Source organism: Hymenobacter glaciei, from assembly GCF_039539585.1.
Lineage (GTDB): Bacteria > Bacteroidota > Bacteroidia > Cytophagales > Hymenobacteraceae > Hymenobacter > Hymenobacter glaciei.
The window spans coordinates 132,648-158,727 of the sequence record NZ_BAABDK010000010.1 but is presented as its reverse complement, the minus strand read 5'-3'; the positions used below and the strand labels follow the sequence as shown (position 1 = coordinate 158,727).

Below are 26,080 nucleotides of genomic sequence, written 5' to 3'. Positions count from 1 at the left end.
TGCTGATTAGCGAAACGAGTTGTAAAACGCTTTAAGCACCGACTCAAAGCTGACATCCATGACGCCCACCACCACGGCGAACACGAGCGAACCAATCAGCACCAGGCCGGCGCTTTTTTGCAGCTCGGTCGTAGAAGGCCACGTGACGTTGTAGCGCATCTCCTCGATGGTGGTGCGGAAATAATTGCTCAGTTTGTCCATTGTGATGAGAAAAACAGCGTTGCCGCTGAAATAACATGGAGCGGACCAACTGGCCCAGATTGCACGAGTGGAGAGATTCGAACTCCCGTCAAAGGTTTTGGAGACCCGTATGCTACCGCTGCACCACACTCGTTTATTAACATTCCCGCAAAGCGCATTTCGCTAAAGGGAGTGCAAAGGTAAGAGAAACAGCAGAGAAAACAAATATTCGCTTCTGTTTCAGCGTAAAAAAGCCGCCCCCGAAGTTTCGAGAGCGGCTTTTATTACTGATTAAGCCGGAGCTTAGTCGAGAACTTCGGTTACCTGACCAGCACCTACCGTACGGCCACCCTCACGGATAGCGAAACGCAGGCCTTTCTCCATTGCCACTTTGCTGATGAGCTCCACGGTGATGGTGATGTTGTCGCCGGGCATTACCATTTCAACACCTTCTGGGAGGGTGATGATACCGGTAACGTCGGTGGTACGCAGGTAGAACTGCGGACGGTAGTTGTTGAAGAACGGCGTGTGACGGCCACCTTCCTCTTTCGAGAGAACGTACACCTCAGCCTTAAACTTCTGGTGAGGAGTTACCGAACCGGGCTTGCAGATAACCATGCCGCGACGGATGGCTTCTTTTTCAATACCGCGGAGCAGCAGACCTACGTTGTCACCAGCTTCGCCACGGTCGAGGATTTTGCGGAACATTTCCACACCCGTAACCGTCGACTTCAGACCAGCAGCAGCGCCCATGCCTAGGATGTCAACTTGCTCACCCGAGTTGATGATGCCGCGCTCGATACGACCAGTAGCAACAGTGCCACGGCCCGTAATCGAGAACACGTCCTCAACAGGCATCAGGAAGGGCAGGTCGGTCAGACGAGCAGGAATCGGAATGAACGAGTCAACCGCGTCCATCAATTCTTCGATTTTAGGAACCCAGTTGGCGTCGCCGTTCAGGCCGCCGAGGGCCGAACCCTGGATAACCGGAATGTTGTCGCCGTCGAAGTCGTAGAACGAGAGGAGTTCGCGGATTTCCATTTCCACCAGCTCGAGGAGCTCGGGGTCATCCACCATATCCACCTTGTTCATGAACACCACCAGCTGAGGAACACCTACCTGACGAGCGAGCAGGATGTGCTCACGGGTCTGGGGCATTGGGCCGTCGGTAGCAGCTACCACGAGGATAGCACCGTCCATCTGGGCAGCACCCGTTACCATGTTCTTCACATAGTCGGCGTGACCGGGGCAGTCAACGTGAGCGTAGTGACGGAGAACCGTCGAGTACTCTACGTGCGAGGTGTTGATGGTGATACCACGCTCTTTCTCTTCGGGGGCGTTGTCAATCGAACCGAAATCGCGCTTTTCGGCCAGGCCTTTGTTGGCCAGCACCTGCGTGATAGCAGCAGTCAGGGTGGTCTTGCCGTGGTCGACGTGACCGATGGTGCCGATGTTTACGTGCGGCTTGGACCGGTCGAAATTTTCTTTAGCCATTGTAAAGAGTAAAAAAGAGGTGGTGAAGTGAATTTGAGGTAAAAATCGGAAGCTACACGAAGAAAGCGAGACTCAGCCCCTACTGTAATAGAAAACTGTGCGTCGCTTGCCTGAGAGAACCGAGCCAACAGCCAGAATAATTCTGACCAATGGGCTTGTGTAATAATCTGAGCCATTTATGGGATTTGAACCCATGACCTCTTCCTTACCAAGGAAGTGCTCTACCACTGAGCTAAAACGGCTTATGCTGAAAAATGAGCGGGAGACGAGGTTCGAACCCGCGACCTGCAGCTTGGAAGGCTGCCGCTCTACCAACTGAGCTACTCCCGCAGATGGCATCTTACCTAAAAATGTGGGGGTAACAGGACTCGAACCTATGAACCCGAAGGAGGTGAGTTACAGTCACCCGCAATTGCCACTATGCGATACCCCCATTTTTGGTGCTTCCCGGCCGTTTGCTGAGAGGCGTTTGCCCTTCCGTTTGGCTGCTACCGAAGTAGTAGTGTTTCGTAAGGAGTCGCAAAATTAGAGGTTTTTCGACACAAGGCAAGGGATGGAGCAAAAAAAGGTTGTTCTTTTTTTGCTCCATTATCGGAACTAGCTTCTACATAAGGTTATAAAGTGCCTTAAGTTTATCGTCCGTTTCTTTCTCGCGAATGCTCTGGAGCGTGGCTTTGATGCTGGGGGTACTAGGCAAGAGCAACGCGAGACCGTGGTAGGCACCAAGTCGCACCTCATAACGGGGGTAAGTACGGGCGTAATCCTCGAGGATTTTCAGGCCTTTGTCGCGCTCAACGGGCGGAATGTTGGCCATGAGGGCCCCGAAGGCCTGGAAGTAACCGTAGAGGTCGGCTTCGGCCACATCGGGCAGGCGACGCAGAAACCAGGGATACTGGTCGAGGCGGCCATTGAGGGCATAGAACTTGGCGATAGCCAGAACGAGGGTGCTGCTACGGGTGTTTTCGATAGAGGCAACCTGCTGCTTGGAATTGATTTCCGGTCGCTTGGCCAGAATTTCAATAGCAGCAGCTGAAACGAGGATGGAGCTGTCGGCTACGGCAGCGCCGTATATGTCGCCGTAGCTGCCGTCGGGAAAGGCCGACAGCGTTTTAAGGGCCTGCACGCGGACACGCGGGGTGGGGTCGGTGCTGGCGAGGCGCGCAATGTCTTTGCGCATGCCGGTGGGTTCGGGACCACGGTACCCCCGTAAATGCTCAAGAGCAAGGCGTCGCACATTCCAGAACTTGTCGTTGAGGGCGTTGCGCATGAGGCTGCTCACGCTCAGCTGGTCGGTCTTGTTCTGCAGCAGGTTCATTACCTCGGCTTTCTGCTGGTAGCTGCGGGCGTGGTAGAACTGGAATATCAACTCGTCCTGGGTGCGCTCCTCGTCGATTTGGGCCAGCAACTGAGTTTCGTTGTCAAACTTCACGAACACGGGCTTCTGGCTGGCGGGCAGCTGGAAAGTCTGGTCGGCTTTGGTGACGGTGATGCGGTGCTCGGTGGGCTGATTACTGCCGGTCCAGACGGCAACCGTCACGGGGAGGCGGTATACGGGCTGGAAAACCGTGTCCTGTACTTGGTGCACGCGCAGACTTACCTGGCCATTGGCATAGGTGTGGGAAATGCGCAACTCGGGATGCCCGCGGCGCATGAACCATTGGTCGAAAAACCAGTTTAGGTCCTCGCCGGTAGTTTCTTCAAAGGCCTCGCGTAGCTTGGAGATTTCGACGGCCGAGAGCTTATTTTGGGTGAGGTAGCGGTTCAGGGCAGCATAAAAGGCGTCGTCGCCCACGTATTTGCGCAACATGTGCAGTACCCGCCCGCCCTTGTCGTAGGAATGTCGGTCGAGCATGTCTTCGCGGTTGACGTAGCGGTAGCGGATGAGCGGCTCGCGTTTGTTTACCGCCTCTTCGAGGTAATTGTTGATTTTTAACTCCTGAATCAGGCTGGCTTCGTCGTCGCCGTACTTGCGCTCGGCCCACAGATACTCGGAGTAGTCGGCGAAGGACTCGTTCAGGGGCAGGTTGGACCAGCTCTCGCAGGTAACGTAATCGCCAAACCACTGGTGAAAAAGCTCGTGCACCACCACAAACTCGCTGGTCTGGTAGTTGGCATCGAGCAGTTCGCGCTTACTGGCCTGCACAAAGCTGCCGAAGGTGGAAGCGGAGGTATTCTCCATGGCCCCGCTGATGTAGTCGCGAACGGCTACCTGAGCATATTTGGGCCACGGGAATTCCACGCCCAACTTCTTGGAAAAGAAGTCGAGCATTTCCGGTGTGCGGCCGAACACGGCGCGGGCGGTACCGGCGTACTGAGGCTCGACGTAGTAATCGATGGGCTTGCCGTGCCAGGAGTCACTCACAACGGCGAAATCGCCGACGACCATGGTGGCCAGGTAAGGCGCGTGCGGCTCGCTTAGCTTCCAGGTATCGGTGCGGGTGCCGTCGGAGTTGGCGTGGGAGGATGTGAGCAGGCCGTTGGAGAGGGTTTTGAACTGACTTTCCACCGTCATGCTGATTTCCTGCGTCATCCGCTGGTTGGGCTTGTCGATGGTCGGGAACCAGCAGGAACTGGACTCGGTCTCGCCCTGCGTCCAGATTTGGCGGGGCTTGCTTTTTTCCAAACCCAGCGGGTTGATGAAGTACAGCCCCTTGTCGTTGGTAATGGCCGCTGAACCGCCCTGAGGCAGCTCATTGGGCTTGGCTACGTACACGATGCGCACCTGGTAGGGCGTGTTGCGCGGATAAGGGTGGTCGAGCGCAATAACCAGCTTGCGACGGTTGTAATTGTAGTTCAGGTTCTTATTCTTCTTCTCCCCTACCAGCTCTACTTTCTGAATATCAAAGCCCTTGGCATCTAGCACCAGCTCAGATTGAGGGTAGAAGTGTGAGTTCAGGGTGAGAATGGCCGTGCCCAGAAGGTGCTGCTTTTTGTAGTCGAAGCGCACATCGAGCTTGGTATCGACCACATCGGTGAGGATGGTGGCAGCGGGATGCAGCGGCGCGTCGGCCGGCAGCCACGAGGGCACTGTAAAGCTGGTAGCGGCTGGAACCGGGGCTGCGGCCTCCGCTGGCTTTTTATGCACGGGTGGCCGGGCCCCGCCTTTGCCAGCCGATTGCGCATCGACAAGCAAGGTATTACATAATATAAACAGGCCCGCAAGGCCTGGAATCAGATACTTCATGCCAATAAGTACAGGCTAAAAACGCCTCAATTTCCGAATTAATTTGAGATATGGCCTACCTTTAACCCCGCTTTACTCCTACCCCAACTCTTCTCAATGTTCCAAATCAGTACCGGCGCCGCCCAGCAGTGGGAAGTCGATTATCGTAGTTCAGATGCGGTGACGCTTAACAGCGAACCATTTGCCTGGGACATTGCGGACCTGGGAGGTGGGCGGTTTCACATTCTTTACGAAGGTCGCTCCTTTAACGCAGAGGTGGTAGAAGTCGATTACACTACCAAAAACATTATCCTCAAACTAAACGGTCAGCGGGTGGAGTTGCAAGCCAAGGACCGGTTCGACCTGCTACTCGAACGCCTGGGCATGGCGAACGCTGCCACTACCAAGGTGAACGAACTGAAAGCACCCATGCCGGGCCTCATCGTCGACATCCGCGTGCAACCCGGCCAGATGGTGCAGAAAGGTGACCCGCTCCTGGTGCTGGAAGCCATGAAAATGGAAAATATCCTGAAAGCCCCCGCCGATGGTACTGTGAGCGGCCTGAAAGTGGTGTTGCGCGACAACGTGCAGAAAGGCCAGGTGCTGGTGCAGTTTGCTTAGCACCGCCCGCCTTGTTCATTAATTCGATTTAATAATTCCCCTACGCCTTGAAATACAATCGCATCCTTCTCAAACTCAGCGGCGAAGCGCTGATGGGTCAGCAACAGTACGGCATCGACGCCGAGCGGCTGATGCAGTACGCCTCCGAGATTAAGTCCGTAGCCGCTACGGGCGTGCAGGTAGCCGTCGTGATTGGTGGTGGCAACATCTACCGTGGCGTAGAGGCCGAAGCATTTGGGCTCGACCGCGTGCAGGGCGACTACATGGGCATGCTGGCCACCGTTATCAACTCGATGGCCCTGCAAAGCGCCCTGGAAAAGCTAGAGGTAAGCACACGCTTGTTGTCGGGCCTCACCATTCAGCGGGTGTGTGAGCCTTACATCCGGCGGCGCGCGGTGCGGCACCTGGAAAAGGGTCGGGTGGTGATTTTCGGGGCCGGTATTGGTTCGCCTTATTTCACGACGGACTCGGCGGCTTCGCTACGGGCCATTGAAATTGAGGCGGATGTGGTGCTGAAAGGCACCCGCGTGGATGGCATCTACACGGCCGACCCCGAGAAGGACCCGACGGCCACGCGCTATGCTGAAATCACGTTTGACGAGGTGCTGAGCAAGAACCTGAACGTGATGGACATGACGGCCTTCACCCTCTGCAAGGAAAATAACCTGCCGATTATCGTGTTTGATATGAACACGCCCGGCAACCTGGAGCGCCTGTTGAACGGTGAATCAATGGGTACGCTGGTAAGCGCTGGCGGTACCGGCCCCGGCCGCGATGGCCGCAAGGCACTCCTCGCCCCCGCACAAACCCTGCTGCGCCCCTTGGTGGGTAATCAGCCCGAACAAGCGTAAAGCTGATGAGTAATTATCACGGAACAATGAGCAATTTTGCGGCGGCAAAGACGCCCCGGCTCCGTTCAGGTAATTGCTCGTTGCTAATTGTTAATTATTAATTGCTTTCAAAAGATGGACGAAGAAATTCAGTTTTACCTTGACGAACTGGCCGAGTCGATGAGCAAAGCCCTGGCGCACGTAAATGTGGAAATGAGCCGTATCCGAGCCGGCAAAGCTTCGCCTGCCATGCTCGATGGCATACGCGTGGATTACTACGGTACGCCCACTCCCATTGCCCAGATTGCCAATATTACGGCGCCTGATGCCCGCTCGCTGCTCATCAAGCCCTGGGAGAAGAATATGATTAGCGAGGTGGCCAAGGCCATCAAAAACAGCGACCTGGGCCTGAACCCGGTATCGGATGCAGAAGGCGTACGCCTGAATATTCCGGCCATGACCGAGGAGCGTCGCCGCGACCTAGTAAAGCAGGCCAAGAATGAATCGGAAGCTGGCAAAGTGCGCGTGCGTGGCATCCGCAAGGATGTGAACGAGAGCCTGCGCAAGCTGCTGAAAGAAGGTGCTTCGGAAGATGCAGTGAAAAGCGCCGAAGAGAAAGTGCAGAAAACCACCGATACCTACATTGCGGAAGTTGACAAAACCCTCAGCAAGAAGGAATCGGAGATTATGACCATCTGAGGCGGTCTTCCTGAAAATGAAGAAGCCCGGCGAATTTCGTCGGGCTTTTCTATTGCATGAGCTACGCAAACGAAGCTGCAACCACCTATTTCAGCAATTCAGCTTCAACGGCAGCAGGCACGAGGTAGCGGATGCTGTGGCCCTGGCGCAGGCTTTCGCGAATGTAGGTAGCCGAAATATCCAGTTGCGGAGCAGCCATAACTCTGACGCGGGGGAAAGAGACCAAGTCGGGCAGCAGAGTGCCCGGACGTGGATACACGTACAAGTCAATTTCGGCTAGCAGGCGGTCAGCGTCCTGCCAGCGTGGTAGACCGGGCAGGTTGTCGGCGCCCATCAACAGCACGAAATCGGCGGTGGGGTGGCGCTGCCGCAGGGCATCAAGTGTGGCGATGGTGTAGCTGGGGCGCGGCAGGCCAAACTCAATGTCTTCGGCGCGCAGGCGGGGGTTGCCGGCGATGGCCAACTGCACGAGGTGCAGGCGCTCGGCATCGGGCCGCAAGTCGGCGGCTTGCTTGAAAGGGCTGTGGGGCGACACTACCAGCCAGACTTCCGCTAAATCGGTGCGGGTGGCGAAGTGCTCGGCCAGAATGAGGTGGCCGTTGTGCACGGGGTTGAATGACCCGAACAGCAGACCAATGCGGGCGCGGCTCATACCAAACGCTTTTTAGACAATGGAGGGCTCGCCGCTGATGAAATTGCGCACGAGGCGCTCGGCGTGGTCGCAGGCCTCGTCGAGGTCGTCATTGACCACGGTAACATCAAACCGGTCTTCGAAGGCGAGTTCGAAGTTGGCTTTGTATATCCGCGATGAGATGCTGGACTTTGAATCGGTGGCCCGGGCGTTGAGACGCTGCTCGAGCACTTCGATGGAAGGCGGGCGCACAAAGATGGCCAGTGCGCGGTCCTTGTAAAACTCCTTGATGCTGAGGCCACCTTTCACGTCGACATCGAGGATGGCGTGCTTGCCGCCAGCCCAGATGCGCTCGATTTCGGATTTAAGGGTACCATAAAAGGCCCCCTCGTACACCTCTTCCCACTCAACAAATTCGTTGTGGCGAATCTTATCCTGGAAGTCCTGTACGGAGATGAAATGATAGTCTTTGCCATTGACTTCGGCGCGCCCGCGGCGGTCGCGGGTGCAGGCCGAAATGGAAAAGCTCAGCTCGGGCAACCGGTCCATGAGGCGGTGCACGATGGTGGTTTTACCGGCTCCTGAGGGAGCCGAAAACACAATGATTTTGCCTTGCATCAGGCAAAGCTAGCCAGAAGCTGCCGGAATTAGGCCATTTCGGCGCCAACACGAGCCATAATCGACTGATGCAAGCTGGCTGGAATGGGCCGACGCGACACGCGCTGGTTCAGGAAGCCGATGAATACCCGCTGCTTCTTAATATCGTCGAAGCAAGGCGAGCAGTCGGTGGCATGGTCGTAGAGGTAATCCTCGTCGGCCTCAGTCACGGCGTGGCCCTCGATGAGTTGGTCTAGTACAGTATTCACTCGTTCGCAGTCGGGGCCATTGTCCGATGGAACCGGAGCAACAGGGGCCGACATGTTGGTTTGTGTAGTAGCGGGTTGTGCCATAATTGAAAATTGCGAGGGAAAGGAGTGAATAACAACGACCTGCAGGGCAGCCTGTGCATCCTTGCTGCTGACGTTAATTATTCTCAGCCTCGGTTAGTTCCGTGTCGTCGTCTATTGCTTCATTGCCATATCCCATTGATTGGGCATACTTCTCAAGCTTATCCTTGAGAAAGTTGCGGGCCCGGTGCAGGCGCGAACGCACCGTACCAATCGGAATATCAAGCACTTTGGCCATTTCCTCATAGGTAAATCCTTCGAGGTCACAGAGGATGATGACCGTACGAAAATCGACAGGCAAAGAATTTAAGGCGCTGGCTACTTCGTCGCCGATGAGGTCGCGGGTCGACTGCTGGCGCATATCGGACGACGATGCACCAATCTCGCCTTCAGCCTCGACATCGTCGGGGTTATAATAACCTTCAATCTCGCTATAGTCGACTTTTGCGGGCTGTTTGCTTTTCTTGCGGAAGTCGTTGATGAACGAATTCTTAAGAATGCGGAATAGCCAAGCCTTGGCGTTGGTGCCAGGCTCGAAATATTCGAAAAAACGGTACGCCTTGAGGTAAGTTTCCTGCACCAAGTCGTTGGCATCATCCTCGTCGAGGGTGAGGCGATAGGCAAAGTTGTAGAGCGGGTCGAGCACAGGCATCAGCTCGGCCTGAAAGCGCCGGTCTTTTTCCTCTTTGCTCAATTTAACCCGTTCGGGAGAGTCGCTCATGCTGGGGCGGGGGTAATTGCAGGCCGAAACCTACGAAGGAATAAAGAATTAGGGCAACTTACTTAGTGAGCAACTGCAACTCGCTAGTGAAGCGTAGGTGCGTAACCTGATGTGCCGGGACTGCTGCTTGCGGCCCAATCGAGCCGAAAACAACTAGCCCAGCACATAGCCTAGTGTCCGATGTACGGATTGCAGCGCTGCCTAGGTTGCATAAAAGCCGGCAAGCAGCAAACTAACTAGATGAATACGGCTTTGTTTCACGTCGAGAAGTGGTACTTACCCGACCGAGAAGGGGTGCCAAGCCAACACCTGGGCCGCCACCGTCGGCGGCCCAATGGCCCGGATGCAGGTGCAGGCGGAGGGCTGGGTGCGGCAGTCCTGGCAATCGGGCTTGTCGAAAACCAGGTATTCGGCATGGGAGCCGAGCGGAGCCCAGCGGCCAGGGTGCATGGGCCGAATGGGCGGGTACAGGCCCAACGCGTGGCGGCCCAACGCGGCGGCCAAGTGCAGTGGGCCCGTACTGCCGGCCACAAGCCCGTCGGCAGCAGCGATGAAGGCAATGAACTGCGGCAGGCTCAGCTGGCCAGTGAGGTCGGCGGCCAGGCAAGCGGCGTGTTCGCGGAGCCAGTCGGCCAGCTCCTCCCCTTCGGCTGCCGTGCCAGTGATGAGAACGCGGTGGCCAGCTACATGCAGCAGCTGGGCCAAGTGAGCGAAATTAGCCAAGCCCCACTCGCGGGCACTGCCCCGGCTGCGTGGGTGCAGGATGACGTTGAGCTGACCGGGAAGGCGCTGGGCCAGCAGGTGCTGCCACTTTTCGGCCAGTGGCTCGGCGGCTTTGAGACGCACCAGTGGTGCTACAGTGGACAGCGGCGTTTCGAGTGCGCCACTTAGAGGCTGTAGCAGTTGCAGGTTCAGTTGGGCTTCGTGCAGGGGCGAATGGCGGCGGCTGAGGGCTACCAACCGGTTGCAGGTGAGCCAGTGTTGCCAGCGGTTGCGCGTGCCAATGCGCACGGGGATGCGGGCCTTGCGAGCGAGGCGGGCCAGCAGCTTATTCGGGAAAACGTGCACGATGGCAGCGGCCCCGAACTGGCGCAGGGCCGCCACTTGCTGCGGCTCGGGCAGTTGTTGCACCTCATCGAGGTTTAGAAAGTCATCGACCCAGGGGCAAGCGGCAACGACGGCAGCGGTGTAGCTGCGGCCGATGAGCACGACGCGACAGCCACTGTGAAGCTCTTTCAGGCGGGCGCACACTGGCAGGGTGAGGACGACGTCGCCAATGGCATCGGTGCGTGAGACCAAAAAGGTAGGGCGGGGTTCCGGGCTCATGCTTCGGCGCGTTGGGTGCGGGTTTTCAGCTTGGCGAACTTCAGGAATACGCCCCAGGCCGAAATGCCGGCGATGCAAAGGCCGGCGAAACCATCGAGGAAGCCCAGGCGGAAAATGTAGCCGTGCACGAATTTCCAGAGCGGCTTGAGCAGCAGGTGGAACAGGCCAACGCTAGTTTTGCCGCGCAGGGCCAGCTCCTGCGCCGTGATGCTGGTGAACTTGTTGAGTTGCGTGACGTGCTGCGCCACCGAGCGGTAGCTGAAGTGCAGGGCGTGGCCGGCCAGTGGGGCAGTGGTCTGGCCGGGGGTCACTTCAAACTTTTCATGCAGCAGCAGGCCCGTCCAGCGGCCTAGGCGGCGGTCGTAGAGACGCAGCTTGCGGTCAGGGTACCAGCCGCCGTGGCGTACCCAGTGCCCGCAGTAATTAGTGAGACGGGCCATGGAGTAGGCGGCATGCTGCCAGTTATGCTTGGCTTCGCGGATGGCCTGGCGCAGCTCGTCGGTAAGGACTTCGTCGGCATCGAGCTGCAGCACGTGGTCGAATTGCGCCTGGCTGGTGGCGTAGTTTTTTTGCTCGACGTATCCGGCGAAAGCGTGCTGAATGACGCGCGCACCGTGCTGGCGGCAGATTGCCACGGTGTTATCGGAGGAAAAGGAGTCGACCACGAGCACGTCGTCAGCTACATCGCCCAACGCTTCGAGGCAGCGGGCAATGTTGGCCTCTTCGTTGAAGGTGATGATGACGACGGAAAGTGGAACGGGCATGGACGGGCAAAGGTAAGCGGGCAGCAAATGCAGGCGGCTTCCATCTTTGTCCTTCTCGCACGCTGCCGTTTCATGCCTACGCCACTGCTCGAATTCCGCAAATACCGCCTGGCCAGCGGATGGCTCATTTTCATGTACGTAGTAGCACCGCTACTGATAGCGCTTTTCGCGGGCATGCCGTTGCTTTGGTGGCTGGAAAAGCCGATGCCCCTGCTCACCGCGCTCTATTGTCTGCTGCCACTGGGCTTTGCGCTCCTATTGGCATACGGATTGGCCGAAGCCATCTGGGGCAATATTACCATTAGCCAAACAGGAATTGTGGAAGTGAGCATGCTGGGCCGTCGCCAACTAGCGTGGAATGAGATTAAAGGCTACCGAATCAGCAAGAACTACCTACGTCTGCTGCCCACTGATACACGTAAGCAGCCCGTGAAAATCGGCCTGATGACAGAAGACATCGAACGCATTACCGCTTGGGTTGTCAGCTACTACCCCAATCTGACTCCGCCCGAAGCTCCCGAAAGTGAAGCGCCGACCAAGCCCTTTGCTTCACCGGCCGAGCAAACTTCCCAGGTGCGGCAGCGTACCGAAGCTCAGCAAACCGCCCGCCTGCTGAACCAGGCCAGTTGCCTGGTTACTGCTTGGCTGATTTTTTATCCCATGCCCTACACGCTGGCGGTGATGGCGGGCATCCTCCTGCCGCTCGGCGCGGCGGTGGCACAATGGCTGTACCCGGGCCAGCTGCGGCCCGACGAGCCCGACGATGCGCCATCGCCATCGTTGGGCGTGAGTTTACTGCTGCCCAGCGTCGGACTTTTTGTTCGCATCCTGCTAATTGATGAGGCAGAACTGGTAAGTGTAGCGGCTATTCAGCCATGGGCTTATCCGGTGGGCGGGGGATTTGCGCTACTGCTGGTAGCCGGCAGCTGGCGGCATCTGGTTGGCAAGAACCGCGATTCCGGGCAGCTCATTATTATCCTCACGGCGGCGCTCCTATTTGGGTTCAGCGCTCCAGTGGCTTATAATGTGGCATTCGACACTAGTTCACCCATCTACTACAAGACCCGGCTAATTCGCAAGTACATCAACAACGATGAGTTTGCTGGTTTTACGGCAGTAGTAGAGCCGTGGGGGTCATTGCGCGACTCGATGTTAGTACACGTCAGCCGCGTGCACTACCAACAGTTGCATCCCGGTGACTCCGTGCGGGTGCGCCTAATGCCGGGCGCGCTCGGCGTTGCGTGGTTCCAGGACGTGGAATAAAATCGAACCAACAGCTGGCCCCTAGCGGCTCTAACCCGTAACATTCCGCATCGCAAGCCGCCGGGCGTGCGTAACTTGCGGCACTATTTGCAACTTCACCCATGAAAAAAACGCTCCTCCCCGGCCTGCTGGCCGCTGCCCTGCTGTCGCTCACGCTGCCTTCGTGCGGCCCCTCGGTTGATTCTGAGGAGGACATCGTCACCACCAAGCTACCCGAGCTGCCCGCCGCCCCCGATACCACCAAAGGGGCCGCGCAGCCCGAGCAATACCGCGAGCTGAACGCGGTGAATGCCACCGAGGACATCAAAAAGATGCAGCCGCAGATGTAATTTCGCTCGATGAGCACATCCCAATGAGCAATGAGCAATGCCCCGACGGCGTTTTTCATTGCTCATTTTTGTTGCCATCAGGTTCAACTCCCACCTCTAACTATTCGCCAGACATTGACAACTGCTGATTATACCCTGCGCCGCGGCGTGGAGGCCGACCTGCCCCAGGTGCTGGGCCTGATTAAAGAGCTGGCTGAATACGAAAAGGCGCCGGAAGCCGTGACCAATACCCTGACCGCCATGCAGCGCGACGGCTTCGGACCGCAGCCCATTTTCGGCTTTTTTGTGCTGGAAAAGCCGGGTACCGAAATCATTGGGCTGGCGCTCTACTACACCGCATATTCAACCTGGAAGGGCCGCATGCTTTACCTCGAAGACCTGGTAGTTACCGAAGCCGCCCGACGCGGTGGCCTGGGCCGGCTGCTGTTTGATGCGGTGGTGGCTGAGGCCCGCGTGACGGGAGCTGTGCGCATGAAATGGCAGGTACTGGATTGGAACGAACCCGCCATCGGCTTCTACAAAAGGCTGGGGGCTAACATTGAGAGTGAGTGGCTCAATGGCAACCTCGACGAAGCGCAGCTGGGCCGCTACGAGATAGCGCCGGCCGCACTGGCTGCCGCCACGCCCACCGAACGCAGCCTGTAGAACCAGACCAGCGAAACTAGCACGAACAGCGTACCCGTTACTGCTGCACCGGCGAGCCAGGTCGTACCCCACAGGAAGGCCACTAATAGCCCCAGCGAGGCGAGCAGGCGGGGTACTTCGAGCGCCCAGGCCCAGGCGCGGTTTTCGAGCAGACCGCCGCCGGCAACTACTCCCGCCGCGACCCACACGGCCAACAGGTAGCGTGCGGCGGTAGGCAGGGTGGCTTGCTGAAACAGGAATAGGGCAGCCCCGCCAATCAGGACCACGTACTGGGCCAGCACGTAGCCGGGCACGCCGCGCACCGGGCTGGGCTGGTATTTCTGGTACGTGGCTTCGTCCACGGCCGGGATTTCCATCTGGCCTCCTTGCTCTGTGGGGCGCCAGCCGGGCCGACCGAAGATGACCCGGAGGCGGTTGCCCAGGCCGGGCGTGGCCATCACCTGTGCCCAGAGCGCCGGGTAGTGGCTGATATTGGCCCAGAGGGGGTTCCAGGACCGCAGCGGCGTGGTGATGCCGTAGACGGGCCGCTCGGTTTCGGGCTCGAAAGTGCCGAAGAGGCGGTCCCACACGATGAAAGCCCCGGCGTAGTTCTTGTCGATGTAGCGGGGGTTGCGGCCGTGGTGCACGCGGTGGTGCGAAGGCGTGTTAAGCACCCACTCCAGCGGCCCTAGCTGCCCGATGAACTCGGTGTGAATCCAGAACTGGTAGAGGGTGACGAAGGCTGAGATGTAGACAAAGAATACCGGCTCGAAGCCAATAACCGCCAGCGGCAGGTACACGAAAAACGTGAACACACTCTGCAACGAGCTTTGGCGCAAGGCCACGCTCAGGTTGTAGTCTTCGCTTTGGTGGTGTACCACGTGGCCGCCCCAGAACAAGTTGATTTCGTGGCTGAGGCGGTGGGCCCAGTAATAGCCGAAATCGACCAGCACAAAGAGCAGCAGCCCCACCGCCCAGCTCTGGCGGATGTGGAGCAGGGCCCAATGCTCGTATATGAAAGCGTAAGCCCCCACGCCCACAATGCGCATGAAAGCGGCCGTAACCTGCGAGGTTACCCCACAGCTAATGTTGGTGAGGGCATCGGCCAGGTGGTAGCGCTGGGTCTGGTGCCAGCGCTCGGCCAGCAACTCTACTCCTATCAGGATGAAGTAGATGGGAATGCTGAGGACAATGGGATTGAGCGACACAGGGGTGGGATTTGGGAAAGGAAAATAGAACAGCAAGATGATGCATCCTACAAACAGAATGCATAGCAATATCTGGATTTCCCAAAAATAATCAATAAGCACCCCAACCCGTGCTACGCCCTACTCCCGCATAAATTTCTGGCTGCCGGTGCCGCCTTGGCTATCCTGCCACCGCAGCAGGTAGAGCCCTGGGCGCACGCCAATTACGTCGAAGCTACGCAGGCTCAGGCCCGCCGACACGTTGAGGTTGACGGCTCGCACGAGGCGGCCCAGCTCGTCGTAGACCCGAAACGTGACTATGCCCGCTGCTACGGCCGGGTACTGAAACTGCAGAAAATCGCCCGTTACGGGGTTAGGAAAAATGCTTGCTATGGCGCCCTCAGAGCTCAACAGCACGGGGGCAGCATTATCGAGCGAGCCATCGGGCCGCACCAGGCGCAGGCGGTAGTAGTGCAGGCCAGCCGGGGGCTGCGCATCGGTGAAGCTGTATTGAGCGGCGGGCGGGCGGGCCACTACGGTGCCCACGCGCTGCCAGCCGGTGGTATCGAGGCCGGCGCTGCGCTCTACAACAAAGCTGCTCAGGAAGCATTCGTCGCGGGTAGTCCAGGTAAGGGTGGCGGCACCAGCTACGACGGATGCTGCCAGCGCCGTGAGCGGAGCCGGCAATAGGGCCGGGCCGCCGCAGCCCAGGTTGCGGAAGCTGCGCACGCGCAGTACCTGCCGGCCGCCGGCAATGTCGCTGGCGGCGCTCAAGGTGCGGGCATTCTGGCCCCGGGCTACGGCGTAGTGCATCACCGCGCCGGGCAGAATGAGGTGGCCCAGCTGATGGGCATGGCCCAGCTCGTGCACGGCCACGGTTTCAAAATCAATCTGCGGGTTGATGGCATTGCCCGGGCCGAACTGGAAATTGGCGGCATCGTCGAATTGCATGTCGAGTTCCTTCACCCAAAACACCACCGTGCCATCGGGAGCATAACAGCCGCGGTAGTAGCTGGTGGTGCGGCCCAGCACCAGGGTGGGCAGTTGAGCGCCCTGGTCGAAGGCCACCACGTTCACCCCGTCGTCGGCGATGGCGTTGCTGGGGCCGGCGGCGCCGTCCCAGTTCATGCCCGTGTTGCAGCGCCAGGAAACCAGCGCACGCTGCCAGGCCGCCGTAGGGGCCGCTCCGAAGTTGGGGCCAAGCTGGAAGCTGATGCCGCCGCTGGCGTTCTGGGCCACGTGGTTGGGGCGCTGCAGAATGGTGCCGTCGGTGCTCTCCACATTGGTGAGGGCGTAAATGACCGTGAGCGGGACGAGGCTTTCGGCCTGCAGCTGCCCATCGGTGGTGACGCGCACTTGGCCCGAACCGGCCGGGTGGCCGCCGCTGGCCGCCGAGGGCACCCGCACCTGAATGCGGGTATCGGTCCAGACCAGGTAGTCGGTATCGCGGGCTTTCACGCGGGTGCTGCCGCCATCGTCGGCATTGCGAAACTCGACGAAGCCCGTGCCCCGGCTGCTGCCAAAGCCACTGCCATTGATGGTGAGCACCGCTCCTACCCCGGCGGGCAGGCTAAGGGGGCTGAGGCCCGTGACCAACGGCGCCAGCGTGCCGGCTGGTTTGGCCGCGCTGCGCAACACGGGCAACGGTTGTAGCAGCTGCCGCGGTTGCCCCGTGAGACCGGCAAGGCGCTGGTAAAAAGCCGCGTCAAGGGCCGGGTAGGTGCGGAAAGGTTCGGCGGCCGTGCCGTCGGTGGGGTTTACTTCGATGAAGCCCTGCTGGCTGCCCACCGCCGTGAGCAGGTGGCCGGCACCAGGCAGGCCAGGCCAGGCAGCCGGTGCGAGAAACAACACGCCGCGCTGGCCGGGCACCAGCTGCAAGGTGTTGGTCAAAATTTGCTGGTCGAGCCCCAGGCGGCCACCTTCGGTAAGCAGTACGAGGCCAGTGGTATCGGCAGCCTGGCCTTTGAGTACCGAGAATACTTGCAGCCGGTGCCGGGTAAAAAGGCGGTGGTGGCCGGCGTCCCAGAAGCTTTGGGCATCGCGCACCTCGGCTTCTATCACCAGGCTGGAAAGCTGCACGCGCAGCTCAGGAGCCAAGGGCAGCATCAGGCAGCGGGCTTCGGCCACTGCCGGGGCCTGGGCATAGGCCGGAGCTGATATGCAGGCACCAGATAAGACGGTTGCTAATAGCCACGCGCGGCATTTAGGCAAAATACCAGAAAGCAATAACACTAATGCCATAAGCCAGCAGAAATAACGGGTTACCCAAGATACGGACGGCGTAGCGGTATTGGGTTTACTACTGCCAAAGGTGCCGATACCTGCATACGACTCCGGCAGCTGTAAGTGGCAGCCGCGCCGAAATACTCCGCACCTACGGCCAGCCCTATCCAGCTAAAGCCCCTCTCCCACTGGCGCAGGGCGCGGCTGCCACGACGGCGAACCTCCCGCTACCTCTGGCCATCCTGCAGCCGAGTAGGTGAGTCGGTCCACCAGCAGCACCCGGCGCGAGTAGCCCTCCGAGTCGTCGATGGCGTCGAAGGTGGGCTGGCGTGGGTCGATGGCATGGTAGGCCAGCCAGTCGTGGCCAGTAGCATCGGTCACCAGGCAATTGTGCCCCGGCGCACGCCACTGGTCGTTGGCTGCCAGCACGGGAGCAATCTGCACTTCGAAAGGGCCGGTAGCGTGGCGGGCTCGGGCCACCAGCACCGCGTAGTGGGCGTGCGCGCCGCAGCAGTTATCGCCCGAAAAAAACAGGTAGTACCAGCCCGAGTCGGCCCGGTAATGCACCCAGGCGGCCTCAATCAGGCGGTGGTAATCGGCTACGTCATCCGAGCCACTGGGCTGCACTACGGCGTGGGCTACGCTGCCGGGTGCAAAACCGAGGCGGTCTTCGGCCAGCTCTTGTACCCAGATGGGGCCAAAGCCCGAGCCCCAGTATAGCAGGCGGCGGCCGGTGGCAGGGTCGTCGAAAGCCATGGGGTCGATGCAGGTGAAGCCGGGGCCTTCGAGCAGCGGCCGGCCGCAGTCCACGAACGGGCCAGCGGGCGCCTCGGCCACCGCCACGGCCAGGCTGAGGGAATCGGCTTCATCTCGCCGGGCCGAGTAGTAGAGGTAGTAGCGTCCGGCGTGCTGGCTTACGTGCGGAGCCCATATTTTCTGGCTCTGCTGCGCCCAGCCCGGCTTTTCGGGCAAGCCCTCGCCTAAGTCTTCCCACTGCACCAAATTGCGCGAGCGGGCTACCTGCAGGTTGATGATGCGGCCGGCGCGCTTGGTCTGGGTGCCGTAGGCGTAGTACCAGCCATCGGGCGCGTGCAGGATGGTGGGGTCGGGAAAGTTGTCGTCGAAGACGGGGTTGGTGTAGGTTGAAGGCATGAGCGGAGCGGATGAAAGCACAGCGACGAGCCGAAGAACGTCATCCTCTGCTATTCGTTATTCCTTGCCCAACGTCTGCCAACTCTAGAGCCGTTTCGGAGTCAGTGGATGTAGGGGCGGGGCTTGCCCCCGCCCGGACGTTGATGCCCGTTGACCGGTTCCGTTCAACGACGGGCGGGGGCAAGCCCCGCCCCTACATCGTTTAGCCTGTACACTGGCCTCGAAAACCGCGCTAATTGCTCGACATCGCCACGGTGGGTAGCACCTGCTGGCTCAGCCACGAATAGGCCGAGGCCACATCCTGAAACGCCACTACGCGGGGCGCATCGATGGCCTGCACCAACTCTTCGGTTACCTGGCGGGCCATGGGGTCGTTGGGCATTACCCAGGCTATGCAGCGCAGGCCGGCGTCCTGCATATCGGCCAGCCACTGCTCGCCCCACTGCGTGAGCTGCACGGTGCTGCGCGTCATGCTCGAATAGTCGTTCAGCAGCTTGGCGCAGGGGCGCTGGCGCTGCACGGCCAGCAGCATGCGGCAGGTGGAGCGCGACATTTCCTGGTTGTAGTCGCCGCGCCAGTCGGCGTACAGGCAATGGTTTACGGCATCGTGGCCAATGAAAACGGCCGGGGAATCAACGAGCGGGTGCAGCTCCATGCAGAGGTGAATAGCGCCTCCGTAAAAAATCGGTGGGCAAAGGTGAAGAGGTAAAGCTACCGCTTCTGTTTGAATATTCATAATTTATGATTCTACGGCAATACCGGTTTTAGTGTAGCTTTGTGGTTTGGTGGGCATTACGCCAATTTCATCCGGGTAAAATCTGGTTTCTTCTCCCTTCTTTTATTTCAACTTTCGCATGCTTCGTTTTCTAGGTGCTCGGTCGCTGGTTTTATTCACGCTGTTGCTGCTTGCCGCACCGCACGCCGGCCGGGCCTGGGGCGTACTGGGCCACCGGGCCGTGGCCCGCATTGCCGAAAACCACCTCACGCCCGCAGCCCGGCAGCAGGTTGGCCAGCTGCTGGGTTGGGAAACCATGCCGTTGGTGAGCACCTGGGCCGACGAGCTGCGCAGCGACCCCCAGTTCCGCGAAACCGCTCCCTGGCACTACCTCAACGTGGCCAGCGGCCTTGACTTGGCGGCCTTCGTGGCGCAGCTGAACGACCCCGCCCTGGCTGCCCCGGCCGCCCCTACCAACGCCTATACTGCCTTGCTGCAAGCCCGCCGCGACCTGAAAGACCCCAAGAAAACGGCCGACGAGAAGCGCGTGGCACTCAAATTTCTCATTCACTTGGTGGGCGATGTGCACCAGCCCCTGCACGTGGGCCACGCCGAAGACAAAGGCGGCAACGGCATTGTCGTAAACTGGCGGGCCAAGGAGGATTCCAACCTGCACAGCGTGTGGGATACGGCCATTATGGACTTCCCTGGCTATACCTACACCGAGATGACGGCGGCCTACGACCACGCTTCGGCGGCCGAAATTAAGCAGTGGCAGAAAGACGACATGACAACCTGGCTGTTCGAGTCGTACCAGCTGTGCACTCCGATTTACGCTGCCGCCGCGGCCAACCCCAAGTTCGACTGGCACTTCTACCCCACCTTCGGCCCCGTGGCCCAGCAGCAGGTTTTGAAGGCCGGCATCCGCTTGGCCGGCGTGCTAAACGACATTTTCGCCAAGTAAGTCGCAGGCCCAAAATATATGCCCGTCAACGCCCCCACTGCCTTAACAGTGGGGGCGTTTTGTTGCTAAATTTGGCCGGTCACTGACTCCCCTTTCCACTTCTTACCAATGAACTATACCTTTTACGCCCGGCTTCTGTGCAGCGGCGTGGCACTGCTCGTGGCCCTGGGCGTCAGGGCCCAGGTTCCCGCTTTTGCGTGGGCCGTTGGCGCTGAAGCGCCCACAACCTACGACCAGCAGGCGCAGAACCGTGCCATAGCTACTGATGCCGCGGGCAACACCTATGTTACCGGCATCTTCCGCAAGACCATGACCCTGGGCAACATCACGCTCACGGCCGAGAACGACTACGACCTGTTCGTGGCCAGCCTGGACCCGGCGGGCCACTACCGCTGGGCGGTGCGCGCGGGTGGCAACGACTGGGACATCAGCAACGGGCTGGCGCTCGATGCAGCCGGCAACGTCTACATCACCGGGTATTTTGAAAGCAGCACCGCCCGCTTCGGAACCATTACCCTGAACCAACCCGGTGTAGGGGCCAATCTGTTTGTGGCCAAGCTCAGCCCGACCGGCGTGTGGCTGCAGGCCACGGCCCCTACCCTATCGGCTGGCCAGTCCAGCAATTCATTCCTGTACCTAATAGGCACGGCCCTAACTGTAGATGTCGGCGGCAACGTGTACGTGACCGGCGGCTTCAACGGGGGCCCGCAGTTTGGCAGCACTACGCTGAGTTGCTACGGGGGCTATAAAGGGTTTGTGGCCAAACTAACCCCGGCCGGCACCTGGGAGTGGGCCGTGGCGGGTGGGGGCTGCGGTTACGATTTTGGCCAGAGCATTGCCGTCGATGCGGCCGGCAGCGCCTATGTCACGGGCTCATTCGAGGGGTATACGGCTACATTTGGAACCACGGTACTCACACGGGCAGGCTTTTCGAAAGATTTATTCGTAGCCCGGCTCGACCCGGCCGGCCGCTGGCAGTGGGCCACGCACGCCACGGCGGCCACGGCAGCCTACGGGCGCGGCATCGTGCTCGACCCAGCCGGCAATGCCTACGTCACGGGGGCGGTAGCCGGCCAGCAGGTGCGGCTCGGCAGCCTCGCGCTGAACAGCACCGACAATAGCTACGACTTGTTTGTGGCCAAGCTGACCCCGGCCGGCGCCTGGCAATGGGCCGTGCGGGGCGGCAGCCCCCAAGCCGATGCCGGCGCCGGCCTCGTGCGCGACGCCAGCGGTGAGCTGACGGTGGCGGGCAGCTTCTCCCAAACGGCCTCCTTCGGCCAGTTGCCAGCCCTTACCGCTGTGGGTAAAGCCGATTTGGTGGTGACCCGGCTGGGTTCCGACGGCAGCTGGCATTGGGCCCTAGGGGGCGGTAGCACCGGCGATGACCATGTGGCCGGCGTGGCCCTGGGCTCGGACGGCACAGCCTGCATTGCCGGCTCGTTCGAAAGCCCCAGCCTAGTACTGGGCCCCAGCACCGTGCCCGGCGGCACCAAGTACTACGACTACTACGCCGACCGCGGCTTTGTGTCGAGCGTCGCCGATATAGCCCGCCGCTCGCCCGTGGGCGTGTTCAACCTCTGGCCCAACCCGAGTACTGGAACCGTGTGGGCTACCGGCATGGCCGAGGGCCAACCGGTAGAAGTATTCGACTGCCTGGGCCGCCGGGTAGCAGTCGATGCTCGACCAGTTTTTGAAGCCAGCGGCCTGATACTGCCCCCGCTGGCTCCGGGCGTGTACGTGGTGCGCAGCGGCAGTCAGACGCAGCGGCTGGTGCGCCAGTAGCACAACGTACCAGCCATCGCCGGGCAGGCACCAGTTTCGGAAACTCTTGCTTCGAGCCGGAGGCCAGCTCGCCGGCCACGGCGGAGCCGACGATGAGAGAGTTAGCGGTGCGAATGTTGTCGTCGAGGGCGGCACGTCTGGGTTCTGCTCGCGCAAGTGAGCCTGCAAATCGAGGCGGGCCCGCTTGTACTCGCCATGAAACTTCTGGCTGGTGCGGCGCTCCTGCTTCTGGCACCCCCGGCCTGCTTTTTTTCAGGGACCCAGCCAAGACGGCGGCCGGGGTGGCGGGGTTGTTGGCATTAGCCGTAAACAAAAAAAGGGCTAGGTAGAAGCGCCACGACATTGCCGGGCCTATGGTCGAGCATCTGCTTAGCGCAGAAGTGCTCACCGGCTGGCAAAATGCGGATAATTCCGCATTGTAGCGCAGGCCGTTGGGGCCGGCCAAGCAGCACACTAGCAACATCTGCTTCCCATTGGTCGTCCTAAACGATAAGCGCAGGCACATTCCGCGCTTCGTGCTTCCCAACATGGCCCCCTCCCTGCACCAGCTCCCGGCCCACGTTCCGCAGTCGCGCCAGCGCGTGCACGTGGTGGTCGAAACGCCCAAAGGCGGGCGCAACAAGTTCGCCTTCGACCCCGAAATTCAGGCCTTCAAGCTTATGGGCGTGCTGCCCGAAGGCCACAGCTTCCCCTTCGACTTTGGCTTTGTGCCCTCCACCCTGGCCGAAGACGGCGACCCGCTCGACGTGCTGCTCCTGCTGGCAGCGCCCGCGTTTCCGGGCTGCGTGGTGGAGGCCCGGGTACTGGGCGCGCTGGAAGTGGAGCAGGAAGAAAAAGACGGCCGCGTGGTGCGCAACGACCGGCTGCTGGCCGTGGCGGCCAACTCGCGCGAGCACAAAGGCCTCCGGGAAATCACCGACTTACCGGCCGAGATGCTGCACGAGATTGAGCATTTTTTTACATCCTACAACGCCGTAAAAGGGCAGCAAATCAAGATTCTGCGTCGCGTGGGCGCAGCCCGGGCGGTGGCGTCGCTTAAGCAAGCCGCAGCGGCTTTCCGGGCCTGAAAGACCTGCTCAACCTGCTAATTGGCTTCAACGCCGACTCGCGCACCATCACGACGCTGCAGATGATGGTGCGCGCCGCGCTGGTTCTCTTCGCCGGACTGGTATTGCTGCGCATATCCGGCAAACGCAGCTTCGGCACCAGTGCGGCGTTCGATGTGGTTGTTAAAATTATGCTCGGGGCCGTACTGAGCCGGGCAGCAACAGCGGCCTCACCGTTTTGGGGTACGCTGCTGGCTGGCTTTATACTGATGGGCCTGCACCGGCTGCTGGCCTGGGCCTCGTTCCGCAGCCACTTTGTGAGCCAACTGGTGAAGGGCGAAGGTGCTGTATTGGCCGAGCACGGCCAGGTGAATGCAGAAATGCTGCGCCGCCACAACATCACCCACCAAGACCAGCTTGAAGGCCTGCGCGAAGGAGGCAACATTGCCGCCGCCGAAGAAGCCCAGGCCGTGCGCCTGGAACGCAACAGCAGCATCAGTGTAGTAAAGAAACAGTCCGAGTAATAGGTCAGAAATTGGCAGCGAAGCTCTGTTTAGCTTTGCCAGCCACCGCGCTGCGCATAGGCGCGCGCGCCTATTTCACCGACGCTATATCATGCTGTTTTTTTCTGGGAGCCGTGCTTCAACCATTGCTTTAGTTCCGCTACCCGGCGTGGGTTGTGCGAACTGCCATGTGTCGAATACACTCACCTGCACCGTATTTTCCCGATACATGCATTTGCTCTGGATTCCGGCCTTCCCTATCGGCAAAACCAGCATCACTACCTGTCAGCACTGCAAACAGGTTCTCTACTTCCGCGAAATGCCGGCCACCTATCAGTGGCTCGTACAAGAGGCTCAACACCATGCGCGCACACCGCGCACGCAATTTTCGTTGTTGCTACTCTTCGGAGCCTATGCAACCATTAGCCTGACCATTAATTGGGTCGAGAAACGCAAGGAGGCCGACCAGCCCTCGGTGGTACAAGAGCCCTCAATAACAGAAGCCGCAGGGCAGCGCTACAAAGTGAACGTAACCGACGATGGCCGGCAATATGGCTTGATTGAAGTAACTGCCGTAACGGCTGACAGCGTCGAATACCGCATGACTAATATTCTTATCAATACCCCGACCCCAGCCAGCGTGACGCAAGCCCTGCACGACTCGGTGTCGCCAACCAATGCACACCAACGTGCCACGCTTGAGCAGTGGGAGTATTCCGCCAAACAGGGGTTCCTCAAGCCGCTACGCTACTGAAGCCGTTTATTCATTAGCGTGGCGGCCAACATTAACCCAACCTGCGGGCCGGCATTAGCCTGAGGTAGCTCATAACAACAAGTGCCAATAGCCCCTCCTGTAGCCTACAGTGCCGGCCGCTTATCGAACCACGGCCGAGCCTGCTCCAACTGCCCAGCCAGCCGGAAGAGCACGTCTTCAGCCCCTAGCCTCCCGATAAACTGTACGCCGCAGGGCAGGCCCTCGGCCGTCCAATGCAGGGGCACCGACATGGCGGGCTGGCCCGTGAGGTTGGCTACCTGGGTGTAGGGCGTTTTTTCGAGGCTCTGCTCGGCCAGCTTCTCCACAATGCCCGAGCGGCGAATGAGGCCGCCGAGGCCGAAGGTGTTCACCAGCTTCAGGAGCCGTTGCTCCAGGGGCTTAGGCTGCAGCTCGCCGATGCGCACCGGCGGCGTGGCCAGCGTGGGCGTCAGCAGCAGGTCGTAGGTGTGGTGGAAGCGGCCGAAGGCCCGGGCGTGGTCGTTCCAGGACTGGCGAGCCACGGCGAAGTAGGCCGCGGTGTAGGTGCGGCCGAGCAGGCCCAGCAGCCAGGTAGTGGGCTCTACATCGGCGGGCCGAGCGGGGCGGCCCAGGTGCTTGCTAAGGGCGGCAATGCTGGCCCCGGTTTCACCGAAATACAGCATCAGAAATGCCGAGGCCACGGCGCGGCCATCGAAGGGTAGTGGCACTTCCTCCACGTCGTGCCCCAGGCTTTCGAGCAGTTTCGCCGCGTCGCGCACGGCCGTGGCGCACTCCGGGTGCAGGGCGCTGCCCAGCGGGTGGCCCAGGCTAAAGGCAATGCGCAACCGGCCGGGCGACCGGGTTACTTCTTCCAGATAAGGCCGGGCGGGGTTCGGCAGGAAGTACGGCGCCCCCACATCGGGCCCCTGCGTGGCATCGAGCAGAGCCGCGCTGTCGCGCACCGAGCGACTGAGCACGTGCTCCACCGCGGCGCCCTGCCACTTTTCGCCCTGCTCGGGGCCGGTGGGCACACGGCCCCGGCTGGGTTTCAGCCCGAACAGGCCGCAGCAGGCCGCCGGAATCCGAATGGAGCCGCCCCCGTCGCCGGCGCCGGCCACCGGCACGATGCCCGCCGCCACGGCCGCCGCCGCCCCGCCGCTGCTGCCGCCGGGGGTATGGTCGAGGTTCCAGGGGTTGCGGGCGGGGCCGTGCAGCAGGGGTTCGGTCACGCCCATCAGGGCAAACTCGGGGGTATTGGTTTTGCCCAGGATGTTGAGGCCGGCGGCTTGCCAGCGCCGCACCAGCTCGGCGTCCTCGGTGGGCACAAAGCCCCGCAGAGCGCGGCTGCCCGAGGTGTGCGGCGCACCGGCATACTGCGCCCCAAAGTCCTTCAGCAGAAACGGTACGCCGCCGAACGGGCCCGCCGGGAGCCCGGCAGCGGCGCGCTGGCGCGCCGGCTCATACAGCGGATGTACGACGGCATTGAGCTGCGGATTCACCGCCTCGGCCCGCGCTACGGCGGCGGCGCAGAGCTCGGCGGCGGAGAGCTGGCCGGTGCGCACGAGCTGGGCCTGGGCCAGGGCATCGAGGCGGTCGTATTCGGGGAAAGAGAGCATGGGCTAAAAGTAGCGGACCGGAGCCAGCAACCCACTAGAGCCGTTTCGGAGTCAGTGGATGTAGGGGCGGGGCTTGCCCCCGCCCGGACGTTGAGGCCCCTTGACCGGTTCCGTTCAACGACGGGCGGGGGCAAGCCCCGCCCCTACCTCGTTCAGCCTCTACACTGACCACGAAACCGCTCTAACGTCGGGCCCTTGTAAGTCGCCAGCACCGGAATCGGACAGCATACAAGGGCAACCATAAAGCGTTATATTTTCATTAGCGCGGTTTCGTGGTCAGTGGATTTGTTCCCCAATAAGAAAAAACAACAAAAGAACGTCATGCTGAGCGCAGTCGAAGCATCTCTACCGCGTAAGCAATCCAATCGGTGCAACGAAGCGGTAGAGATGCTTCGACTGCGCTCAGCATGACCGCCAATTTGGTGCTTTTCAGTATTTGGGAACAAGTCTAGTGGATGTAGGGGCACCGCCCCTACATCCACTGACTCCGAAACGGCTCTAAGAAACGGGTGAATGCAACTGGTCTGGATAAGGCCAACGGCACCGGCATCCGTGGCAGCACGGACA

The 26,080-nt window shown here is 60.2% G+C and carries 25 protein-coding genes and 4 tRNA genes; 11 read left to right on the top strand and 18 right to left on the bottom strand.

What is annotated here, in order from left to right; translation table 11 throughout:
* Window positions 1-6 precede the first annotated feature (6 nt).
* The 7 genes from secE to ABD837_RS05360 all read right to left on the bottom strand — a co-directional run bounded on the left by secE (window position 7) and on the right by ABD837_RS05360 (window position 4,858).
* Window positions 7-201: a preprotein translocase subunit SecE gene (gene secE, locus ABD837_RS05390; RefSeq protein WP_345051224.1), complete on the bottom strand. Its 195-nt coding sequence runs from the start codon at window positions 199-201 to the stop codon at window positions 7-9.
* 62 nt (window positions 202-263) lie between these two features.
* A tRNA-Trp gene (locus ABD837_RS05385) sits at window positions 264-334 on the bottom strand.
* Window positions 335-483: 149 nt separating this feature from the next.
* Window positions 484-1,674 carry an elongation factor Tu gene (tuf, locus tag ABD837_RS05380; RefSeq protein ID WP_345051221.1) on the bottom strand — a complete coding sequence of 397 codons (1,191 nt, stop codon included), beginning with the start codon at window positions 1,672-1,674 and terminating at the stop codon, window positions 484-486.
* Between the two features lie 170 nt (window positions 1,675-1,844).
* A tRNA-Thr gene (locus ABD837_RS05375) sits at window positions 1,845-1,916 on the bottom strand.
* A 15-nt stretch (window positions 1,917-1,931) separates the two neighbouring features.
* Window positions 1,932-2,004: transfer RNA gene (locus ABD837_RS05370), tRNA-Gly, on the bottom strand.
* Between the two features lie 23 nt (window positions 2,005-2,027).
* Window positions 2,028-2,107, bottom strand: a tRNA-Tyr gene (locus ABD837_RS05365).
* Window positions 2,108-2,278: 171 nt separating this feature from the next.
* On the bottom strand, window positions 2,279-4,858 hold the full coding sequence (locus ABD837_RS05360) for a M1 family aminopeptidase (RefSeq protein WP_345051218.1): 2,580 nt from the start codon (window positions 4,856-4,858) through the stop codon (window positions 2,279-2,281).
* A 96-nt stretch (window positions 4,859-4,954) separates the two neighbouring features.
* On the opposite strand from ABD837_RS05360, the gene ABD837_RS05355 reads away from it, so the two are divergent.
* The 3 genes from ABD837_RS05355 to frr all read left to right on the top strand — a co-directional run bounded on the left by ABD837_RS05355 (window position 4,955) and on the right by frr (window position 6,987).
* Window positions 4,955-5,458 carry an acyl-CoA carboxylase biotin carboxyl carrier protein subunit gene (locus tag ABD837_RS05355; RefSeq protein WP_345051215.1) on the top strand — a complete coding sequence of 168 codons (504 nt, stop codon included), beginning with the start codon at window positions 4,955-4,957 and terminating at the stop codon, window positions 5,456-5,458.
* A 47-nt stretch (window positions 5,459-5,505) separates the two neighbouring features.
* Window positions 5,506-6,309, top strand: a complete 804-nt coding sequence (pyrH, locus tag ABD837_RS05350) for a UMP kinase (RefSeq protein ID WP_345051213.1) — start codon at window positions 5,506-5,508, stop codon at window positions 6,307-6,309.
* Between the two features lie 114 nt (window positions 6,310-6,423).
* Entirely contained in the window at window positions 6,424-6,987 is a 564-nt protein-coding gene (gene frr, locus ABD837_RS05345) for a ribosome recycling factor (RefSeq protein ID WP_345051211.1), read from the top strand.
* 85 nt (window positions 6,988-7,072) lie between these two features.
* On the opposite strand, the gene nadD is transcribed toward frr, so the two are convergent.
* From nadD to ABD837_RS05315, 6 genes are all read right to left on the bottom strand, one after another.
* Window positions 7,073-7,639, bottom strand: coding sequence for a nicotinate (nicotinamide) nucleotide adenylyltransferase (gene nadD, locus ABD837_RS05340; protein WP_345051208.1), 567 nt, complete (start codon window positions 7,637-7,639; stop codon window positions 7,073-7,075).
* 12 nt (window positions 7,640-7,651) lie between these two features.
* A complete protein-coding gene (gene gmk / locus ABD837_RS05335; protein ID WP_345051206.1) occupies window positions 7,652-8,236 on the bottom strand; it encodes a guanylate kinase in 585 nt (194 codons plus the stop codon).
* A 29-nt stretch (window positions 8,237-8,265) separates the two neighbouring features.
* Entirely contained in the window at window positions 8,266-8,568 is a 303-nt protein-coding gene (locus ABD837_RS05330) for a hypothetical protein (protein ID WP_345051203.1), read from the bottom strand.
* A gap of 73 nt (window positions 8,569-8,641) precedes the next feature.
* Window positions 8,642-9,286, bottom strand: coding sequence for a sigma-70 family RNA polymerase sigma factor (locus ABD837_RS05325; protein WP_345051200.1), 645 nt, complete (start codon window positions 9,284-9,286; stop codon window positions 8,642-8,644).
* A gap of 276 nt (window positions 9,287-9,562) precedes the next feature.
* Window positions 9,563-10,585: a glycosyltransferase family 9 protein gene (locus tag ABD837_RS05320; RefSeq protein ID WP_345051197.1), complete on the bottom strand. Its 1,023-nt coding sequence runs from the start codon at window positions 10,583-10,585 to the stop codon at window positions 9,563-9,565.
* A gap of 23 nt (window positions 10,586-10,608) precedes the next feature.
* Window positions 10,609-11,376 (bottom strand): glycosyltransferase family 2 protein, encoded by a 768-nt coding sequence (locus ABD837_RS05315; protein ID WP_345051195.1) that lies wholly within the window; start codon window positions 11,374-11,376, stop codon window positions 10,609-10,611.
* 72 nt (window positions 11,377-11,448) lie between these two features.
* Between ABD837_RS05315 and ABD837_RS05310 the strand changes: the two genes are divergently transcribed.
* The 3 genes from ABD837_RS05310 to ABD837_RS05300 all read left to right on the top strand — a co-directional run bounded on the left by ABD837_RS05310 (window position 11,449) and on the right by ABD837_RS05300 (window position 13,613).
* A complete protein-coding gene (locus tag ABD837_RS05310; RefSeq protein ID WP_345051193.1) occupies window positions 11,449-12,639 on the top strand; it encodes a hypothetical protein in 1,191 nt (396 codons plus the stop codon).
* Between the two features lie 101 nt (window positions 12,640-12,740).
* The gene (locus ABD837_RS05305) at window positions 12,741-12,968 is read left to right on the top strand and encodes a hypothetical protein (protein ID WP_345051191.1); all 228 of its coding nucleotides are present in this window, start codon (window positions 12,741-12,743) and stop codon (window positions 12,966-12,968) included.
* Window positions 12,969-13,082: 114 nt separating this feature from the next.
* The gene (locus tag ABD837_RS05300; RefSeq protein ID WP_345051188.1) at window positions 13,083-13,613 is read left to right on the top strand and encodes a GNAT family N-acetyltransferase; all 531 of its coding nucleotides are present in this window, start codon (window positions 13,083-13,085) and stop codon (window positions 13,611-13,613) included.
* On the opposite strand, the gene ABD837_RS05295 is transcribed toward ABD837_RS05300, so the two are convergent.
* The 4 genes from ABD837_RS05295 to ABD837_RS05280 all read right to left on the bottom strand — a co-directional run bounded on the left by ABD837_RS05295 (window position 13,556) and on the right by ABD837_RS05280 (window position 18,809).
* Window positions 13,556-14,800, bottom strand: a complete 1,245-nt coding sequence (locus ABD837_RS05295; RefSeq protein ID WP_345051186.1) for a sterol desaturase family protein — start codon at window positions 14,798-14,800, stop codon at window positions 13,556-13,558. The genes ABD837_RS05300 and ABD837_RS05295 overlap by 58 nt on opposite strands.
* A gap of 120 nt (window positions 14,801-14,920) precedes the next feature.
* On the bottom strand, window positions 14,921-17,020 hold the full coding sequence (locus ABD837_RS05290; RefSeq protein ID WP_345051182.1) for a T9SS type A sorting domain-containing protein: 2,100 nt from the start codon (window positions 17,018-17,020) through the stop codon (window positions 14,921-14,923).
* 153 nt (window positions 17,021-17,173) lie between these two features.
* Entirely contained in the window at window positions 17,174-18,154 is a 981-nt protein-coding gene (locus ABD837_RS05285; protein ID WP_345051179.1) for a glycoside hydrolase family 43 protein, read from the bottom strand.
* 232 nt (window positions 18,155-18,386) lie between these two features.
* Entirely contained in the window at window positions 18,387-18,809 is a 423-nt protein-coding gene (locus ABD837_RS05280) for a hypothetical protein (RefSeq protein WP_345051176.1), read from the bottom strand.
* A 199-nt stretch (window positions 18,810-19,008) separates the two neighbouring features.
* Here ABD837_RS05280 and ABD837_RS05275 point away from each other — a divergent pair, with 199 nt between their 5' ends.
* The 5 genes from ABD837_RS05275 (at window position 19,009) to ABD837_RS05255 (ending at window position 23,918) form a co-directional block, all read left to right on the top strand.
* Complete coding sequence (locus ABD837_RS05275; RefSeq protein WP_345051174.1) at window positions 19,009-19,833, top strand: S1/P1 nuclease; 825 nt, start codon at window positions 19,009-19,011, stop codon at window positions 19,831-19,833.
* A 108-nt stretch (window positions 19,834-19,941) separates the two neighbouring features.
* Window positions 19,942-21,615: a T9SS type A sorting domain-containing protein gene (locus tag ABD837_RS05270; RefSeq protein WP_345051171.1), complete on the top strand. Its 1,674-nt coding sequence runs from the start codon at window positions 19,942-19,944 to the stop codon at window positions 21,613-21,615.
* Window positions 21,616-22,142: 527 nt separating this feature from the next.
* A complete protein-coding gene (locus ABD837_RS05265; protein WP_345051169.1) occupies window positions 22,143-22,682 on the top strand; it encodes an inorganic diphosphatase in 540 nt (179 codons plus the stop codon).
* A 62-nt stretch (window positions 22,683-22,744) separates the two neighbouring features.
* Entirely contained in the window at window positions 22,745-23,185 is a 441-nt protein-coding gene (locus tag ABD837_RS05260) for a DUF421 domain-containing protein (RefSeq protein ID WP_345051166.1), read from the top strand.
* Between the two features lie 208 nt (window positions 23,186-23,393).
* Window positions 23,394-23,918 (top strand): hypothetical protein, encoded by a 525-nt coding sequence (locus ABD837_RS05255; protein ID WP_345051163.1) that lies wholly within the window; start codon window positions 23,394-23,396, stop codon window positions 23,916-23,918.
* A gap of 104 nt (window positions 23,919-24,022) precedes the next feature.
* Here the strand turns inward: ABD837_RS05255 and ABD837_RS05250 are convergent, their stop codons facing one another.
* Entirely contained in the window at window positions 24,023-25,513 is a 1,491-nt protein-coding gene (locus ABD837_RS05250) for an amidase (protein ID WP_345051161.1), read from the bottom strand.
* Window positions 25,514-26,080 lie beyond the last annotated feature (567 nt).